Origin of the sequence: Bartonella australis AUST/NH1 (assembly GCF_000341355.1) — a bacterium.
GTDB classification, from domain to species: domain Bacteria; phylum Pseudomonadota; class Alphaproteobacteria; order Rhizobiales; family Rhizobiaceae; genus Bartonella; species Bartonella australis.
In genome coordinates, this window is record NC_020300.1 from 1,549,877 (window position 1) to 1,565,476 (window position 15,600).

At 41.5% G+C, this 15,600-nt stretch carries 17 protein-coding genes, 1 tRNA gene and 1 pseudogene; 7 read left to right on the forward strand and 12 right to left on the reverse strand.

All coding sequences use genetic code 11. The features are described 5' to 3' along the window. Window positions 1–372 precede the first annotated feature (372 nt). From holA to BANH1_RS06805, 4 genes are read right to left on the reverse strand one after another with little or no spacing between them, the layout of a single operon-like run. Window positions 373–1,416 carry a DNA polymerase III subunit delta gene (gene holA, locus BANH1_RS06790; RefSeq protein WP_015398622.1) on the reverse strand — a complete coding sequence of 348 codons (1,044 nt, stop codon included), beginning with the start codon at window positions 1,414–1,416 and terminating at the stop codon, window positions 373–375. 4 nt (window positions 1,417–1,420) lie between these two features. Next, window positions 1,421–2,215, reverse strand: coding sequence for an ABC transporter ATP-binding protein (locus BANH1_RS06795; protein ID WP_015398623.1), 795 nt, complete (start codon window positions 2,213–2,215; stop codon window positions 1,421–1,423). Next, the gene (locus BANH1_RS06800; protein ID WP_015398624.1) at window positions 2,208–3,104 is read right to left on the reverse strand and encodes an ABC transporter permease; all 897 of its coding nucleotides are present in this window, start codon (window positions 3,102–3,104) and stop codon (window positions 2,208–2,210) included. The genes BANH1_RS06795 and BANH1_RS06800 overlap by 8 nt, the downstream gene beginning before the upstream one ends. A 58-nt stretch (window positions 3,105–3,162) precedes the next feature. Then, window positions 3,163–4,128: an ABC transporter substrate-binding protein gene (locus BANH1_RS06805; protein ID WP_015398625.1), complete on the reverse strand. Its 966-nt coding sequence runs from the start codon at window positions 4,126–4,128 to the stop codon at window positions 3,163–3,165. 181 nt (window positions 4,129–4,309) lie between these two features. On the opposite strand from BANH1_RS06805, the gene BANH1_RS06810 reads away from it, so the two are divergent. Then, a tRNA-Gly gene (locus tag BANH1_RS06810) sits at window positions 4,310–4,384 on the forward strand. Between the two features lie 163 nt (window positions 4,385–4,547). Here the strand turns inward: BANH1_RS06810 and thiD are convergent. Beyond that, the gene (gene thiD / locus BANH1_RS06815) at window positions 4,548–5,411 is read right to left on the reverse strand and encodes a bifunctional hydroxymethylpyrimidine kinase/phosphomethylpyrimidine kinase (protein WP_015398626.1); all 864 of its coding nucleotides are present in this window, start codon (window positions 5,409–5,411) and stop codon (window positions 4,548–4,550) included. Window positions 5,412–5,534: 123 nt separating this feature from the next. Between thiD and BANH1_RS06820 the strand changes: the two genes are divergently transcribed. From BANH1_RS06820 to BANH1_RS06830, 3 genes are all read left to right on the forward strand, one after another. After that, a complete protein-coding gene (locus tag BANH1_RS06820) occupies window positions 5,535–6,338 on the forward strand; it encodes a lysophospholipid acyltransferase family protein (protein ID WP_015398627.1) in 804 nt (267 codons plus the stop codon). A 92-nt stretch (window positions 6,339–6,430) separates the two neighbouring features. Beyond that, a complete protein-coding gene (locus BANH1_RS06825; RefSeq protein WP_015398628.1) occupies window positions 6,431–7,510 on the forward strand; it encodes a D-alanyl-D-alanine carboxypeptidase family protein in 1,080 nt (359 codons plus the stop codon). Between the two features lie 22 nt (window positions 7,511–7,532). Continuing rightward, window positions 7,533–7,799, forward strand: a complete 267-nt coding sequence (locus tag BANH1_RS06830) for a hypothetical protein (protein ID WP_041583131.1) — start codon at window positions 7,533–7,535, stop codon at window positions 7,797–7,799. A gap of 176 nt (window positions 7,800–7,975) precedes the next feature. On the opposite strand, the gene BANH1_RS06835 is transcribed toward BANH1_RS06830, so the two are convergent. From BANH1_RS06835 to BANH1_RS06845, 3 genes are read right to left on the reverse strand one after another with little or no spacing between them, the layout of a single operon-like run. Then, on the reverse strand, window positions 7,976–8,731 hold the full coding sequence (locus tag BANH1_RS06835) for a L,D-transpeptidase family protein (protein ID WP_015398629.1): 756 nt from the start codon (window positions 8,729–8,731) through the stop codon (window positions 7,976–7,978). Between the two features lie 39 nt (window positions 8,732–8,770). Next, window positions 8,771–9,727: an acetyl-CoA carboxylase carboxyltransferase subunit alpha gene (locus BANH1_RS06840; protein WP_015398630.1), complete on the reverse strand. Its 957-nt coding sequence runs from the start codon at window positions 9,725–9,727 to the stop codon at window positions 8,771–8,773. A gap of 60 nt (window positions 9,728–9,787) precedes the next feature. Then, window positions 9,788–10,726 (reverse strand): tyrosine recombinase, encoded by a 939-nt coding sequence (locus tag BANH1_RS06845; RefSeq protein ID WP_015398631.1) that lies wholly within the window; start codon window positions 10,724–10,726, stop codon window positions 9,788–9,790. 443 nt (window positions 10,727–11,169) lie between these two features. Here BANH1_RS06845 and BANH1_RS07650 point away from each other — a divergent pair. The 3 genes and pseudogenes from BANH1_RS07650 to BANH1_RS06855 all read left to right on the forward strand — a co-directional run. Continuing rightward, a pseudogene (locus BANH1_RS07650) lies at window positions 11,170–11,579 on the forward strand (3-dehydroquinate synthase family protein); the annotation flags it as partial. 411 nt (window positions 11,580–11,990) lie between these two features. Beyond that, window positions 11,991–12,383 (forward strand): MliC family protein, encoded by a 393-nt coding sequence (locus BANH1_RS06850; protein WP_015398632.1) that lies wholly within the window; start codon window positions 11,991–11,993, stop codon window positions 12,381–12,383. A 17-nt stretch (window positions 12,384–12,400) separates the two neighbouring features. Beyond that, window positions 12,401–12,793, forward strand: a complete 393-nt coding sequence (locus tag BANH1_RS06855; protein ID WP_015398633.1) for an MliC family protein — start codon at window positions 12,401–12,403, stop codon at window positions 12,791–12,793. Between the two features lie 25 nt (window positions 12,794–12,818). On the opposite strand, the gene mnhG is transcribed toward BANH1_RS06855, so the two are convergent. Genes mnhG through BANH1_RS06875 form a run of 4 tightly spaced genes read right to left on the reverse strand, consistent with a single transcriptional unit; the run spans window position 12,819 to window position 15,599 of the window. Beyond that, window positions 12,819–13,220, reverse strand: a complete 402-nt coding sequence (gene mnhG, locus BANH1_RS06860; protein WP_015398634.1) for a monovalent cation/H(+) antiporter subunit G — start codon at window positions 13,218–13,220, stop codon at window positions 12,819–12,821. After that, window positions 13,217–13,498, reverse strand: a complete 282-nt coding sequence (locus tag BANH1_RS06865; protein ID WP_015398635.1) for a K+/H+ antiporter subunit F — start codon at window positions 13,496–13,498, stop codon at window positions 13,217–13,219. The genes mnhG and BANH1_RS06865 overlap by 4 nt, the downstream gene beginning before the upstream one ends. Beyond that, window positions 13,495–13,980 (reverse strand): Na+/H+ antiporter subunit E, encoded by a 486-nt coding sequence (locus BANH1_RS06870; protein WP_015398636.1) that lies wholly within the window; start codon window positions 13,978–13,980, stop codon window positions 13,495–13,497. The genes BANH1_RS06865 and BANH1_RS06870 overlap by 4 nt, the downstream gene beginning before the upstream one ends. Beyond that, window positions 13,977–15,599, reverse strand: coding sequence for a monovalent cation/H+ antiporter subunit D (locus BANH1_RS06875; protein WP_015398637.1), 1,623 nt, complete (start codon window positions 15,597–15,599; stop codon window positions 13,977–13,979). Before BANH1_RS06875 ends, BANH1_RS06870 begins: the two co-directional genes overlap by 4 nt. Window position 15,600: the final 1 nt, after the last annotated feature.

Below are 15,600 nucleotides of genomic sequence, written 5' to 3' on the forward strand. Positions count from 1 at the left end.
ATTCCGTAAAATATGCTAATTTTGCGCAGAACAGAGCTCTACAGTAACAAAATAACTCGATCTTTTTTCATATTCATGAGCTGACCGAATAGCCGACGAAAAAATATAGTGATCTTGAAATTGTCCATTTTCCCAACGCCGTAAATGCGTAAAGAACCTAGTAATTTTATACTATTAAGGACACATCAAAATGAAAAATGCTCACCTAATAGACGCTATATCTTCTGCCACAAAAGTCTGCAGCAGCAGCGGATACGGGTTATCGAAGAACCGTTTTTTGCTACAAAAAACGAACGCCCTTTAAAGGAAAACCCACTTTATAAAATTTCGCCAAGCTATAAAAGGGATCTGATGCAAATATGGACCAAGATTTCAAGAAGCAATTTTGCGCTGTGCAGTCACTGCCAGCCCCAACAAAGTTTGGCGAATAATAGCTTCGCTCAAAAGCGGATTTTTACGGCTCTCTAAAACAGCGCTCTGAATTTTCTCCATAGCATAAGAAATTTGCTCTAATTTCCAATATTTCAAAGCTCGCTCAATTGTTTTTTTTCGCTGAAAAAAAATCGGCGGTCGTGCTTGAGAAATCACTGCAAGAGGAATTTTACCTTCAATCTCTACTTGATAACGTAAAAGCTGTAATTGCTGAAAATGCCTTTGCGCAGTGCTCAAAATAAAAAAAAGCGCACCGTGTATAATCGCATGCCGGCTAAAATAAGTGTCAAAACCTGCAACATCTCCTAATAAAACGGCATCAATCACTTCATCTTGAGAAAGAGCACTAACATCGCTTACCACTGCTTTAACGTCCTCAAGAGAAATGTGAGCCTTATCCAAGGCATAAAGGCAAAGCTTTTTCAGTTCACTACGCGAAGCAAGGCGATCTCCTCCTAGACTTTCATGCAAACACTTGCGCGCTTCCAAAGAGATGGCCATATCAAAATCACTTAATACTTCATCGATCAACATGTCGAGAGAACGAGCATCATCTGCAAAACAAGGCAGAGCCATCGCTGTCGACGCTGTTTCGATAACACTGCGCAACGTCGCTCCCTTTTTCAAATCTCCCGCTTCAATTAAAACAAAACTTGTTTCCGGTGGTTCTTTAATTAAAAGCTTAAGCGCTTCAAGAAAACCTTTCTGATTAGCGCCATTAGATATCCACACCAAGCGGTTACCGCCAAAAAGTGATAAAGTACGCGCTTCATCTCCCAGCCTTGCTGGATCCTTATCAATTTCAGATGCATCTAAACGAATCGTTGAGAAAGGGTCCTCTAACGCTATCTGTGTAAGCTTAGCAAAACGCTGTGCGCGTTCACAAACAAGGCCACGATCAGGACCATAAATTAAAATAATAGGGAAAGAACGCGAAAGATGTGCTAGAAAATGATTAACCTCGTGTGCTTTTTTCTGAGCCAAAATATTAATCCATTAAGAGTTCATCATTATCAACGGCTTCACCGCGAACCTTCTGAAACATACCGATTAAATCATTTACACTTAAGTCTTTACGCTTCTCTTGACATACATCCAAGATCACTTCCCCTCTATGCAGCATCAGTGTACGGTCCCCGTAATCAAGAGCTTGGCGCATAGAGTGCGTCACCATCATAGTAGTTAATCCTTTTTCTTCAACAATTTTCTCGGTTAAACGCATCACAAAATCAGCCATTCCCGGATCTAACGCAGAGGTATGCTCGTCAAGTAACAAAACGTCCGCATGCGCTAAAGTAGCCATCACTAAACAAATTGCTTGACGCTGCCCACCCGATAAACTGTCCATACGGTTGTGGATGCAGTTCTCAAGACCAAGACCTAATTGAGCAATCTTTTCTCGAAAAAATTGCCTTTTCTCACGATTTAAAGCTGAACGAAAACCACGCTTCTTTCCGCGGAGAGCAGCAAGAGCCAGGTTTTCTTCAATTGTCAAAGAACTACAGCTTCCTGCTAAAGAGTCTTGAAAAACACAAGCAACTCTACCGGCCCTCGCACTCACAGACTGGCGAGAAACATTTTCACCATTAATCGCGACTTTTCCTTTTGTTAGCGGAAGTGCACCCGATAAAACACTCAATAAAGTCGATTTACCAGCACCGTTCGAGCCAATAACCGTGACAAAACTACCTTGTTCAATTTTGAGGTTAATATCGATTAAGGCCTGTTTTTCTAGAGGCGTTTTCGGTTTGAACGTGACTCCGACATGAGAAAATTCAATCATGTTTCCGCCTCTCTAAATAGCGTGGTATAGTAAGAGTTAAAACAACTAAAAGCGCTGTAATCAATTGAAGATCCGTTGATGTATCAATGCCGATACTATGGGCCTCAAACGCAAATTGCACTGCAACGCGGTATAAAACAGACCCCGTGATACAGCTAAAAATGATCCAAAAAATGTTCCGCGTACGAAATAAAGTTTCGCCAATAATGACTGCCGCCAAGCCAAAAACAATTGTACCCATCCCACCCGTAATATCTGTAGCGATTGCTATTTGAATATAAAGGGCCCCTCCAAGCGCAACACACCCATTTGAAAGCCCCATACCAAAATAAATTAACGCTGATGTGTGGACCCCTTGTGCTGAAGCCATACGCGGATTAGCCCCCATTGCCCGCATAGCAAGACCTATTTCACTTTCTAAAAACCGCCAAATTCCGAATGCGACGACCAGCAAAATAATACCGACAAAAAGGGGACGCACGAACATATCAGGCATGCCGAATGAACCATAAAAGGGTGTTAAAACTGTGTCAGAAAGCGCTAAATTGATATTAGACCCCCCCATAATCCCCATGATACGAAGATTAATAGTGTAGAGGGCCGTCATCGTTAAAATCGAAGCTAAAAGATTTAAAATACCGAGCTTTAAATTCAAAAAAGCTGTCAATAAGCCGGCCAACATCCCCGCAAAAAAGGCACATGCAGTAGCGACCCAGGGATTAAAACCCAAAAGAATCAAGACACCACAGACAGATGATCCAAGAAGAAATGAACCATCAACCGTTAAATCAGGGAAATCTAAAACGCGAAATGAAAGGTAAACCCCGATAGCAACAAACGCGTAAATAAAGCCTAATTCTATAGCCCCAGAAAGAGCAAATATACTCATTTATAGCCCCCTTTCACGAGCGTCAAACATTCTTTTTCTTAATTTTATTAATAAAAACTTATTGAATAACTCCCACCGCGCGCTCTAAAATCGCTTGTGGTACTACAATGGAAGCCTTTTTAGCTGCTTTCATATCAACCCAGATATTCTTATTAGCTGCGTACACAACATCAATATCGCCTGGTTTTTCGCCTTTTAAAACACGCAAAACCAATTTCCCCGCATCAATCCCTATAGCATGGAAATCTACGCCCTGGGTCATAAAAGGACCCCGTCCGATGGAATTAGAATCCACGGCAAATAAAGGGGTCTTCGCTTCAAGTGCGACTTTTGCTGCCCCTTCTAAAACAGAAATAATTGTATTGTCAGCGGGAATCACAATGATATCCACCTTACCAATTAAGGCCCGAGTTGCTGCTTGAACGTCAGAAGATTTTGGTGCAGATGAAGGAATAACTTCGATCCCAGCCTTACTTGCTAAATTTTTAAATACCTTAAGAGTTGAAACAGAATTAGCTTCAGATGCGTTGTAGAGATAGCCAATTTTTTCCAAATCTGGCTTTACTTCTTTTAGGCTTGCAAGAATTCCTGAAACATCCAAACGATCAGAAATTCCGGTTACATTACCGCCAATCTTGGTAAGGGAAGGCACCACTTTTGCCTCAATAGGATCAGAAACCGCTGCAAAAATGATAGGGATTTTTTTTGTTGCCGCCACCATTGTCTGTGCCGAAGGCGTGCCAATTGCCACGATTACATCAGGTTCATCACCGACAAATTTGCGTGCAATCTGTGTGGCCATGGGTATACTTCCCTGCGCGGATAAAAAGGTTAATCTCAAATTTTCACCATCTTTGTAGCCATTTTCCGCTAATGCGTCCTCTACCCCCTTGCGGATTGTATCTGCGGCAGGATGCGCTACAAGCTGTGTTATCGCTACCTTAACCTGACCTGCTTCTTTCGCAAAACCATTCACCGTGAAAGCGGCCATAACAGCAACACACACGCTTATTACCTTCAGCACAGTTATCCTCCCTTATTCGCAAAGGCGGCGAACGTAGCGTATTCAAAGGGCTCTGTCAAAATTAATTCTTTGGGATATCGAAAAAAATAAATCGCCGTGAAACGTTATTTTTTTGTTGCAATTCAGGTAAGCCTAGGCCATACAAACACCGTTTGAGATAGAACATATTTCGAATTTGTGAGCGGGTGTAGCTCAGGGGTAGAGCACAACCTTGCCAAGGTTGGGGTCGTGGGTTCGAATCCCATCGCCCGCTCCATTTAATTTTTGGGTGGTTGTGCCCTAAAATAGGAAGTTTCCGGGAAGTAAGTTTTTTCGGGAGCCATTTTATCGATGTTTTTTCTCTCCGTTGCGCTTTTCTCTCCCTTGTGGGCAATGTTTGTGCGGTATCCTTTTGCGCGCGTAGATGAAATTATCTTAAATCATCCATTACTCCATAGTTCACAGAAATGGTGAACTGGGCCTCTGCCTTTTCCCACCTGCAAAATATCTGAACTTGATAAAGCATTGCTCAGATAATTTTTTGCTCTTTTAACTGCGCACACTAAAGGCTCTGTGGGCAAAAGCGCTGCAATTGCAGCTGAAATAGTACAACCTGTGCCGTGGTTATTAATTGTTTTGAGACGGGAAGCTTCAAGTGTCACAATACCGTCAAAGTCACAATAAAGGTCTGGACTGGATAAAGTCTCATCAGCTGCGCTCATATTAGCAAAACTGTCCAAATGCCCTCCCTTTAACAAAACCGCGTTACAACCAAGCGCTAAAAGCTGGGGACTGTACTGGTACATAGCTTTTAATGACCACTGCACTTCGCGCCCCAATAACATCGCCGCCTCGCGCAAATTTGGCGTTATCACCGTCGACATAGGAACAAGAACGTCACGAATAATTTCAATTGTATCAGACTGTAAGAGGATATCGCCACTTTTTGCCACCATAACTGGATCAAGAACAATAGAACGAGCTCGGTAATAAGTTAAACGCTCTGCAATAACTTGTGCAATTTGAGCATTTGCTACCATACCGATTTTAACTGCATCAACGTGAATATCCTCAAAAATAGAATCAATTTGGTCTGCAACGAAAGATGCGTCCAACGCTCGAAAAGAACGCACACCCTGTGTATTTTGTGCAACTACAGCTGTAACGACACTCATACCATAAGTCTTCATCGCTGAAAAAACCTTCAAATCTGCTTGCATTCCGGCCCCTCCGGAAGGATCAGTGCCAGCAATGGATAAAATCCGTGGAATAAAAAATTTATCTTTGCCAGCCTGCGGCATCATTGGTCTCTTTCCTTATTCTTTCCTTGTATTGTAAAATACTCCGGCAAATGTAAATAAATATAGTTTTTCACGTCAATTACGTTGCAGGTTGAAGCCTTTTGCAAATTAAAATGGGAAAATATAGTGGTTACTCTTCGTTCTCTGTTTTTTACGTTCGCTTTTTATACAACAACTTTTGTGCAAATGATTCTTTACGCACCCTTTTATTTTTTAATGCCACGCAAAAAGGCGTGGATTGTACCTAAAACGTGGGCGCGTGTTACATTATTCTTGCAAAAATACATCGTAGGCACAAATTACGCAATCGAAGGCATAGAAAATTTACCAGATGGTGCCTATATCATCGCTCCAAAGCACCAATCTGAATGGGAAACCTTCGGCCTTGTCCCCCATCTCGATGATCCTGCTCTCATTATGAAACGCGAATTAACGTGGATTCCCCTTTTTGGCTGGTATATGGCGAAAACAGGAATCATACCGATTAACCGAACAACTCCTATTAAAGCTCTCAAAACCATCATAAAATGCGCGAAACAAAAAGCGAAACAAGGGCGTCAAATTTTAATCTTCCCTGAAGGGACACGCCGACAGCCAGGCCAAGAGCCAAATTATAAATCGGGAGTTGTTGCTCTTTACAATGAACTGGGGCTTCAAGTCGTCCCCATTGCCCATAACGCCGGTTTATACTGGCCGCGCGATAATTTCCGTCGTTACCCAGGGACGATTCGTATTCGTATCCTGCCCCCTATTGAATCAGGCCTCCGTAAGCACGATTTCCTGGATCAACTTATCCAAAAAACAGAAAAAGCCTGCGATGAATTGCTTTTATTAGCTGCTCAAGATCCCACTCCACCACCTATGCCGCTCTCCGCCGTTAAAAGACTTCAAGCGCTTGGTCACCACTGGAAGGGAGAGGTGCGGCATTAAAATCCCGCCTCTTAGCTCATTCTTAAAAATTTATTATAATTTATTAAGCAGCTTTGAATTACTCCAAACTGAAAAACGGGAAGGCTCACTTCATGCGTCGATTTTTCTGCAACCTGTTGTTATCTTTTATTTTGAGCACGATGAGCTTACCGTCCTTAGCTCACCCCTTGATCTCTGTCGATGTCGAAACCGGGCGGATATTAGCACACAATCAAGCCTTTGAACGCTGGTATCCCGCCTCTTTAACAAAATTAATGACAACTTACGTTATTTTTCGCGCCATGAGTAAAGGAGAGATTCTACCTCAACAGGCCATCGTTATCAGCAAACATGCAGCGAACACTCCTGCTGTCCATTCAGGTTACAAAGCTGGCTCTGTCCTTACACTCGAAACAGCTTTAAGTATCCTCCTCGTTAAATCCGCTAATGATTTGGCAATCGCTATCAGTGAAGCTTTTTCTGGTTCAGAGAAAGCTTTCGTACAACAAATGAATATTCACGCTAGGCGCTTAGGCATGTTTGGGACCCATTTCGCCAATGCAAGCGGGTTGCCAGACCCCAACAATTATTCCACAGCGCGTGATATCGCCCTCTTAGCCGTTCAAATTCGCCGCGAATTTCCTCAATATGCCCATTATTTTTCTATCCCGGCCATTGATTTTGGCGACGGCAAAAAAATCAAACGCAATTCAAATAATCTCATTGGCCGCTTCAATGGAATAGACGGCATGAAAACCGGCTTCATTTGCGCATCTGGTTTTAACCTCGTTGCTTCAGCAACCCGTAATCAACGCACAATTATCGCCGTTATTTTAGGGGCAAACAACATCAATGAACGAGAAAGTATAGCCGCACAACTGCTTGATACAAGTTTTTCGAAAAAAGGATCACCAAAATTAACTTTAGCAACACTGAGACCCTATGGCGCTAAGATAACACAAGTAACTGATATGAAACAGAAAATATGTAACCCTAAAACAAGAGAGATATATGCAGATTCTTACGACCAGCAAGGTAACGTCATTCTTACTTCACCTTTAATTACTGCTTTGCCTTCTTTTATCCTTCCATTGCCGGTACGCCTGATAAATAAGAAACAGACACACAAAATCGCAAAAAAAATGTCACAAGGCATTCCTATTCCACATAAACGACCTGCCTATACCCCGTGATGAAAGTAGTCCGCAAAAATTGATGTTTCCCACGAAAACTACACACATTCCCGTTACCCCCGTGGTCAAGCTTTTAGATTTTAGCAAAAAAAATTTTCGACCGTGTGCTAAAAAGCCCGTGTTGGCCGGTGCTGTTATTATCAACGAATTTAGTGTAGGAAGTTCGACTACCTCTTCACTAAAAAAGCCGCAAAAGACGTCATTGCGAACTCAATTTGTTATTATTGCCGACAGTATCAAGGAAGAAGCAGCGCGGAGACTTTTTGATATTTTTCAGGCGACTCAGTAATCGATACTGCGGATAAAATCGCCGCGTCGTACCCCTTAGCTACCTGGGGATAAAATTTTAACTTTCTTTCCAAGCTTTAATGAAACGGTACCTTATAAGGAAACACAAACGCCCACCGCTCCCCATTATAAACAGAGTGCCCTAAGACATATTACAGCGCTAATGCTACAATAAATTTATATTTCAGGTATTACAAAAGCTAATTTCTCATCACCAGAGTAATCGAAAATGTAGCGTTTTTCATAAACCTCAATTTTCGGAGGTTTGCGCCTCTTTTCAAATAAATCATAACCTTCTTTAAGCATTACCCAAAATTGGTAATTAGAATCTGCACGATGACGTTTCATATTAGCATCCGTCATGCGAAAAGGGAAGGCATGTAGCTGAAACTCACTTTGTCCTCCTCTAAAAGCATCCCGCGCGAAAGCATAAATTTGTGCCATATTTTTGTCGCTCATCGAATAACAGCCCGCAGAAGAACAAGCACCGTGAACCATAAGATTACTCCCTGTACGACCATGTGCTTGATCATAAAGATTAGGAAAACCTATATTAAAAGAAAGGTAATATCTTGAATAAGGATTCATCTGGTCCGCATGGATAGTATAAAAACCTTCAGGCGCCTGACGGTCCCCTTCTTGATATTTTGGCCCAAGTTGGCCCGACCATTTGCAAATATGATACTGCGCCACGAGTATAAAATATCCTGTGTCGTCCTGTTTCCAAATTTCAGCAATATTTTCTTCTTTGAAAAACCGCATCATAATCGGCGCATATTGATCAATATGGTGCGCAACCATTCTCTCTTGAATTTCTTTAGGCAATTCCTGTTCAACCTTAGCTTGAATAGAAGTTGGCAGCCTTTGCTGACAAGCACTTAAAACCCCGATTATCGACAAAAGAAATACTGAGAAGGATTGCTTTAATTGCATTGAATAAAACTCTAATTAAAAAAATTATACAAAAAAATATCATACTAAAGAGCGACCAATTTGGAGATACTTGTCCCAACGTTCTTGTTTGACAGTTTCGCCATCCTTACCAGCCATAGATTCTAAAGCAGCTGAAATCGCATTTCCTGTAGCTTCAATTGCTGCCTTCTTGTCCCGATGTGCTCCTCCTATAGGTTCAGAAATAATGCCGTCAATAATTTTTAACTGATAAAGGTCTTGAGCAGTAATGCGCATATTAGTCGCCGCATCTTTTGCGCGAGTCGAATCGCGCCACAAAATAGAAGCCGCACCTTCTGGCGAAATCACCGAATAGATCGAATGCTCTAACATATAAATTTTATTAGCTGCAGCAATTGCTATTGCACCCCCAGAGCCACCTTCTCCAATGACAACAGAAACAACAGGAACCTGCAGACGCAAAGTTGCCGCTGTTGATTGGGCAATTGCTTCTGCCTGTCCGCGCTCTTCAGCACTCACGCCGGGATAGGCACCTGCTGTGTCTACAAATGTGAGTAACGGTAAACTAAAACGGTCAGCCATTTCCATGATACGGGCAGCTTTGCGATATCCCTCTGGACGTGCGGAACCAAAATTGTAACGTAAGCGAGTTTGTGTATCATGCCCTTTTTCTTGGCCAATATAAGCCACCGCTTCACCTTTAAAGCGGGCAAAACCGGCTTGAATGGCCTCATCTTCAGCAAATTTACGATCACCTGCCAAAGGTGTAACATCACTCAATAATTGCGCCGAATAATCCATAAAATGAGGCCTATCGGGGTGACGAGCTACCTGTGTTTTTTGCCACGGTGATAATTTTTTATAAAGATCCCTCAGAGCTGTTTGAGAACGTGCCTCAAGGCGTGCGATTTCATCGCCTGTATCGAGGCTACCTTTTTCCTGGGCAATTTTTTTCAGTTCAAGGATTTGCAGATCGAGATCGGCAACTGATTTTTCAAAATCAAGATAATGATACATAGCACCCAACCTATTTTGCGTAATCTATATGGCCGTAATTTATTTTATAAAATACTCTTTTTAGTCAGACTCACTCTGATCAGCAAGTGGATGATGCTCATTCACCAAACGATAAAGCCCCGACTCCAATACATGTGTATAAATCTGAGTTGTAGAAATATCACAATGACCCAGTAAATGCTGCACTGCGCGCAAATCAGCACCATTTTGCAAAAGATGACTAGCAAAAGCGTGCCGTAATACATGAGGAGAGAAGTTGTCACTTTTTATTCCCGCTCTTTTAGCAAGATCTTTCAATTCCCGCGCAATAAATTGGCGAGCAACATATCCTGTTGATGAATGAGCAGGAAAAAGATAAGGGCTTGCTGCGTCCTTTCCTTGATCTCGTAAAACCAACCATTGAGAAAGAACCCGACACGCTTTAGCTGATAAAAGCACTATGCGTTCTTTTTTACCTTTCCCCTGAACCAAAATACATTGTTCCTGTCCCCGTACCGCTTGAACCGGTAAACTAATCAATTCACTGATACGTAATCCCGTCGCGTAAAGCATTTCGCTCAGCACCTGAAGACGCAGCGCGCGGAGATGATCTTTAGACCCATAGTCTGCCTGATCTGTTTCTGATTGAGCAAAATCAAGCAATTTTGCCACTGTATTTTCATTAATGATTTTTGGCAAAGGGCGCCCTTGACGCGGCGCATTAATATCACTGGAAGGATCATCTTCTCTCAATCCTTCAGAAAAAAGAAATTGATAAAATTGGCGCAAAGCCGATAAACGGCGAGCCTGCGAAGCAGCTGTAAAACCAAATGTGTGCATAAGCGACAAAAGAGCGACTAAATCTTCTCTTTGCGCAGATAAAAGCGAAACAGAACGCGAAGATAACGCACCTTGCGCCCATCGCAAATCACGTCGATAAGCCGCGAGCGTATGAGAAGAGGCTGCCCGCTCAGCACTCATCATTTCAAGAAAACGGTCTATTACAATGTCACTTTTCATAGATCTACTTTCGAAGATGAACTCAATGAATCTAAGGGAACATCGATATACATATCCACCACTACTGGCTCAACTGAAATCACAAGTGCAACCATGATACTGAAAAGAATGATAATAAAAATGAAGAGAATCATTAAAAATCTGGTTAATGTTGGCATGAGGAAATAAACTATCTAAAGAACATTATATTTTTTATCATGCCCTATAAAAATTAAAAGAAGCTGACTTTAAAGCAGATAAATGTGGAAATAAAGTTATAAAAGACGATCAGTTTAAAAATATCCTGATGTACAAATAAAAAATCAATTATTATCATTTCTTGACAGACAAGTCCTTGATTTATCGGCCTTATGGACCCGGGCAAATCAGTCATTGGAAAACGTTTTCTGCCATACTCGGCTTATCTCACGCCAATTTACAAATATCGTAGCCCAAAATGAACGGAAACAGGGGAACGCACGCTGCTAAATCTAGACCATATTTTGGGGCACGTGCCTGAAACAGCGACTTCTTATGATTTAAATTGTCTGATTCACGGCGGGAGATGTGACCGTCGAAGTGATTTTAGCCGCTAATTCTCTGCCCAATTGAATTCGATAAGCCCTATATCGGTACAACGCGTTAAAGTGCATTTCGGAACCGTTAGCTTACCCACGTGGATACAAGATATCCCGGGTGAACCGCCAAATGCCGGGACATTAGTAGCTTTTATCGCCCAGGATAAAAAATTTTCACTAAATAGCTTGATCCTCACCCTAACATGCAAGCTCAGTCAATCATTCACCGCAAAAAATGTTCCAATAGACACGCTGTCTTGACCTTCTTGAAGCAGAAATTAATTAAAACTTATTGAGTGATATTTATACAATTGATTAACTTTTATACTTTCGCTAAAAGGATCAAGTGCAATTGGGTCTGCGTAGCTCAGTAGGATAGAGCACAGGATTCCTGAAAATTGGGCGCCTTGAAGAGAAATCTTCAAAGTGGATCTGTTCAAATTCGGGGAACGCTTCATAGGGAACTATATGCCAATCCCGAGCCAAGCCTCTCTTAACACAGAGAGGAAGGTGTAGAGACTGAACGGGCAGCACCTAAAAAGCGCGAGCTTCAAGGTGAAGAGACAGTCCAGACCACGAACAGCCTGTTTTAATAAGGCTGGCGATGAAAATCGAAGTGGTATGAATCCTGGGGTCGCAGGTTCGAATCCTGCCGTGGACACCATAGCATTTTTCAAAGTCACCATTCTGAATAATAAGGAAACATTATGAAAAAAACTCTAATTTTGGGATTTTTTACCGCTTTAAGTTTACCATTTTTCAGCTCAATTAGTGCCTTTGCTGGCTCCTTAATTATTGAAGTGCCAGACGACCCAAAACCCTCAGCACAAACCCTTGCCTACCAATGCGATATCGGAACCGAGAAAGAGCGAATCGAAGCAACCTACCTCAATGCTGGCTCTATTTCGTTAATTGATTTTGAGTGGAAAAATGAACGTGTCATCGGCGCACAGGTGATCGCTGATACAGGAATAAAGTACGCAGGCGCTCATTATATTTGGCTAGAAACCAAAAAGAGAGTCGCACTTTACGACCTTAAAAACGACCCACAAGAGAAAAAGCCCATCTACTGTGTAGAAGAATCGACGTTATTGTTCTAAATAATTGAGGAAGCATTATGAAAAAAAATTTACTCATCCTAGGATTTTTGAGTGCCTTAAGTTCGCCAATTTTCACCCCGCTCAGTGCCTTCGCTGAAGCTTTAATTATTGAAGTACCAGACGATCCGAAGCCTACAACACAAATAGTCGTCTATCAATGCGACACTGGGAACAACAAAGAGGAGATTGAAGCGACTTATTTTAACGCTGACAATGTTTCACTAGTCGATTTTCAGTGGAACGGTGAACGCATTATCGGCTCAAATGTAATCGCCGCCTCGGGAGCAAAATATGTGGGAGCCCAATATATTTGGTGGGAAACAAAAGGAACTGTTATACTCTACGACCTTATTAATGACCCAAAAGAGGAAAAACCTATTCGTTGCATAGAAGAGAAAAGAACACAGTAAAATCAGCTTTTGTAGATTAATAGCTCTATGAGCCGTCGATTTGGTGTTTTTTTTCTAATGCAGGCGAGCCTCCGTCTGCTTCGTGCGACGAAAGGGACAGGGGCTTTCTTTGATAATTCTCTGAGTGATCTCTGTAAACCGCCGCCTGCGACAGTAATATGGAGGTCACGGGCGCTGTTACGAATAAAAACACCGCTAATAATATTTCGTGGAAGACAAAACGATCATCCACGAATATTGAGTAAAGAACTGAAGCGATTAGAATGCTCCCAGCACCCCAGCTTGTCCCTAATGAAGGCATATGCAGACGCTCATAAAAATTTGAAAATCGAACCAATCCTATCGTCCCAATCAGCGTAAGGCCTGACCCCAGCACTAAAAAAGCAGTTATAACAAAAGCAATCCACGGCGAAATATCATTATTCATTCGATGATTTCTCCACGCATCAAAAATTTTGCCAAAGCTATACTCGATGTAAAACCCAAAAGGCCGATAATAAGAGCCACTTCAAAATAAATGGTTGTTCCCGAAAAAATATCAAATGTAAGGAATAAAAGAATAGCTGTCGTATAAAGAGCGTCTAAACCAACGATTCGATCTTGTGCTCTTGGGCCATAAATCAGCCGAAATAAGGCCACAATCATCGCTAAACTCAAGAAAAATTGCGAAGCAAATAGTCCCCAATAAAGAATTACCATGCTCATGAGAAAATCTCCAAAAGCAATTTTTCGTACCGCTGCTTGATCAACTGTCTATAATCGTTCCCATCCTTTAAATTTAATACATGAATCAGGAGTTTATTATTTTTGCTATTATACGTGACCCAAATAATACCTGGGCTTGCTGATAAAATGCATGCCAAAATAGCTAAAGCCGTACGGCTTTCAAGCAAAAGAGGAACAACAATAAAACCAGAATGCTGTCCTTTATACCTTTTCGTTAAAGTAAACCAAGCTACTGAAATATTTGCAGAAATAGAATCAAAAAACACTCGGAAAATCAACTTAAAAACTATATTCCAGTTTTTAACAGCTCTTTTTTCTGGTTGAATAAATTGCGTCACCCAACCACAAAATAAAGCAACTATAATTCCTAACAGCAGCTGTCCAAGACTAAAGTTATTTAAAATCAGCCACATGAGCGCAATTAAACCACTTAAAAACGGATAAGGAAAAAAGCGGTTCATTGATTCCTCCCTATATCTTTTGGAAAAAAATCCACAAGAACGCTATCGATGTAGTTCTTGGGAAGAAGCAAAATTTCTGCAGTCTCGGACATATAATGACCGATAGGGCCAGCTGCAATCGTCATAATAAAACATAAAGTTAAAAGAACAGCGATAGGAGCAAACTCACTCACTTGCACGCGCGGTACTTTTCTTTCAAGAGGAATCCAAAAAATTCGAATACCTATGCGCGTCATCGCAATCAAAGCTGAAAAACCAGAAAGTGTAATAAAGATCGCAAAGAGCCAATCACGCAAAACTGGCATAGAGGCAGAAAAGTCTCCCTCACGTGAACTAAGAACAGCCTTAAGCATCATAAATTTTGCAACAAAACCAGAAAAAGGCGGTAATCCAACGATTAAAATTGCACAAATCGCAAAACAAGCCCCTAGAATTGCTAAAGTTGCGGGAAAATAAATGCCAACTTCCTCTTCTTCCTCTTTTTCATCATCACCATATACTTCCATTGTAACAGCCAAAATATTGGCTGCTGTATCCTGACCGCGCTCAACCAATTCAACCAAAAGAAAAAAAGCTCCGAGCGTTAAAGTTGAAGAAACAATATAAAAAAGCGCGCCTGCTATCAGCGTTTCATTAACAACTCCGATCGCTGCTAACAAGGTGCCAGAAGATACAAGGACGCTATAAGCCGCCAAACGCCCCAAACTTTGACTAGCTAACATCCCAATAAAGCCAAAAGTCAAAGTACAAAGCCCACCATAAAACAAAACTGTCTGACCAAAATGGGTAAAATATCCACTCTCAAAATCGGACCATAATAGCATCAAACGCAAAATAACGTAGATACCTATTTTACTCAGAATTGCAAAAGAGGCACCCACGGGTGCTGCCGCTGCGCTATAGGTTGGCGTCAGCCAAAAATTAAGCGGCCACATACCCACTTTGAGTAAAAAAGCAATACCTAAGAATACCACACCTACTTTAAATAAAACGACATCCGTTAAAGCTATATGTTTTATTTTGACAGCTAAATCAGCCATATTAAGTGTGCCAGCTACTCCGTAAATGAGTGCTGAACCAATTAAGAAAAATGAAGAGGCAACAAGATTAATGACCACATAATGCATACCGGCACGCACCCGTAACTGACCAGAGCCGTGTAAAGCAAGTGCATAAGAGGCCGTCAACATAACTTCAAAAAATACAAATAAATTGAATAAATCTCCTGTCAAAAAAGAACCATTTATCCCTACCATCAAGAACTGCATCAGTGAATGAAAATGGGAGCCTGCTTTGTACCAGTATGCCTGCGAAAAAACTAACGCAGAGGCGATCAACAAGCTTGAAAGAAAAATCATCATAGCACTCAAGCGATCGAGGACCAAAATAATTCCAAAAGGAGGAGGCCAATTACCAGGCTGATAAACATCTGAAGCTGGCGCTACTTCAAGAGCGCGTACAAGCAACAAAATAGAAATCACAACCAATAAAGCTGCAGAAGAAAGACTAATGAGTGATTTTAATTTTGAACGACGCTCATCATAAAAAAGCAGCACTGCTCCAGCGCCCAATGGCAAAAGAATAGGCAAAATAAGTAGATGATGCGACCAGGCTTCCATC

What these genes read in the sequence shown, in the direction of transcription:
- BANH1_RS06795 (WP_015398623.1), bottom strand. Translation starts at nt 2,215, where the DNA reads ATGATTGAATTTTCTCATGTCGGAGTCACGTTCAAACCGAAAACGCCT.
- BANH1_RS06800 (WP_015398624.1), bottom strand. Translation starts at nt 3,104, where the DNA reads ATGAGTATATTTGCTCTTTCTGGGGCTATAGAATTAGGCTTTATTTAC.
- thiD (WP_015398626.1), bottom strand. Translation starts at nt 5,411, where the DNA reads ATGATGCCGCAGGCTGGCAAAGATAAATTTTTTATTCCACGGATTTTA.
- BANH1_RS06825 (WP_015398628.1), top strand. Translation starts at nt 6,431, where the DNA reads ATGCGTCGATTTTTCTGCAACCTGTTGTTATCTTTTATTTTGAGCACG.
- BANH1_RS06830 (WP_041583131.1), top strand. Translation starts at nt 7,533, where the DNA reads ATGTTTCCCACGAAAACTACACACATTCCCGTTACCCCCGTGGTCAAG.
- BANH1_RS06835 (WP_015398629.1), bottom strand. Translation starts at nt 8,731, where the DNA reads ATGCAATTAAAGCAATCCTTCTCAGTATTTCTTTTGTCGATAATCGGG.
- BANH1_RS06840 (WP_015398630.1), bottom strand. Translation starts at nt 9,727, where the DNA reads ATGTATCATTATCTTGATTTTGAAAAATCAGTTGCCGATCTCGATCTG.
- BANH1_RS06845 (WP_015398631.1), bottom strand. Translation starts at nt 10,726, where the DNA reads ATGAAAAGTGACATTGTAATAGACCGTTTTCTTGAAATGATGAGTGCT.
- BANH1_RS06850 (WP_015398632.1), top strand. Translation starts at nt 11,991, where the DNA reads ATGAAAAAAACTCTAATTTTGGGATTTTTTACCGCTTTAAGTTTACCA.
- BANH1_RS06855 (WP_015398633.1), top strand. Translation starts at nt 12,401, where the DNA reads ATGAAAAAAAATTTACTCATCCTAGGATTTTTGAGTGCCTTAAGTTCG.
- mnhG (WP_015398634.1), bottom strand. Translation starts at nt 13,220, where the DNA reads ATGAATAATGATATTTCGCCGTGGATTGCTTTTGTTATAACTGCTTTT.
- BANH1_RS06865 (WP_015398635.1), bottom strand. Translation starts at nt 13,498, where the DNA reads ATGAGCATGGTAATTCTTTATTGGGGACTATTTGCTTCGCAATTTTTC.
- BANH1_RS06870 (WP_015398636.1), bottom strand. Translation starts at nt 13,980, where the DNA reads ATGAACCGCTTTTTTCCTTATCCGTTTTTAAGTGGTTTAATTGCGCTC.
- BANH1_RS06875 (WP_015398637.1), bottom strand. Translation starts at nt 15,599, where the DNA reads ATGGAAGCCTGGTCGCATCATCTACTTATTTTGCCTATTCTTTTGCCA.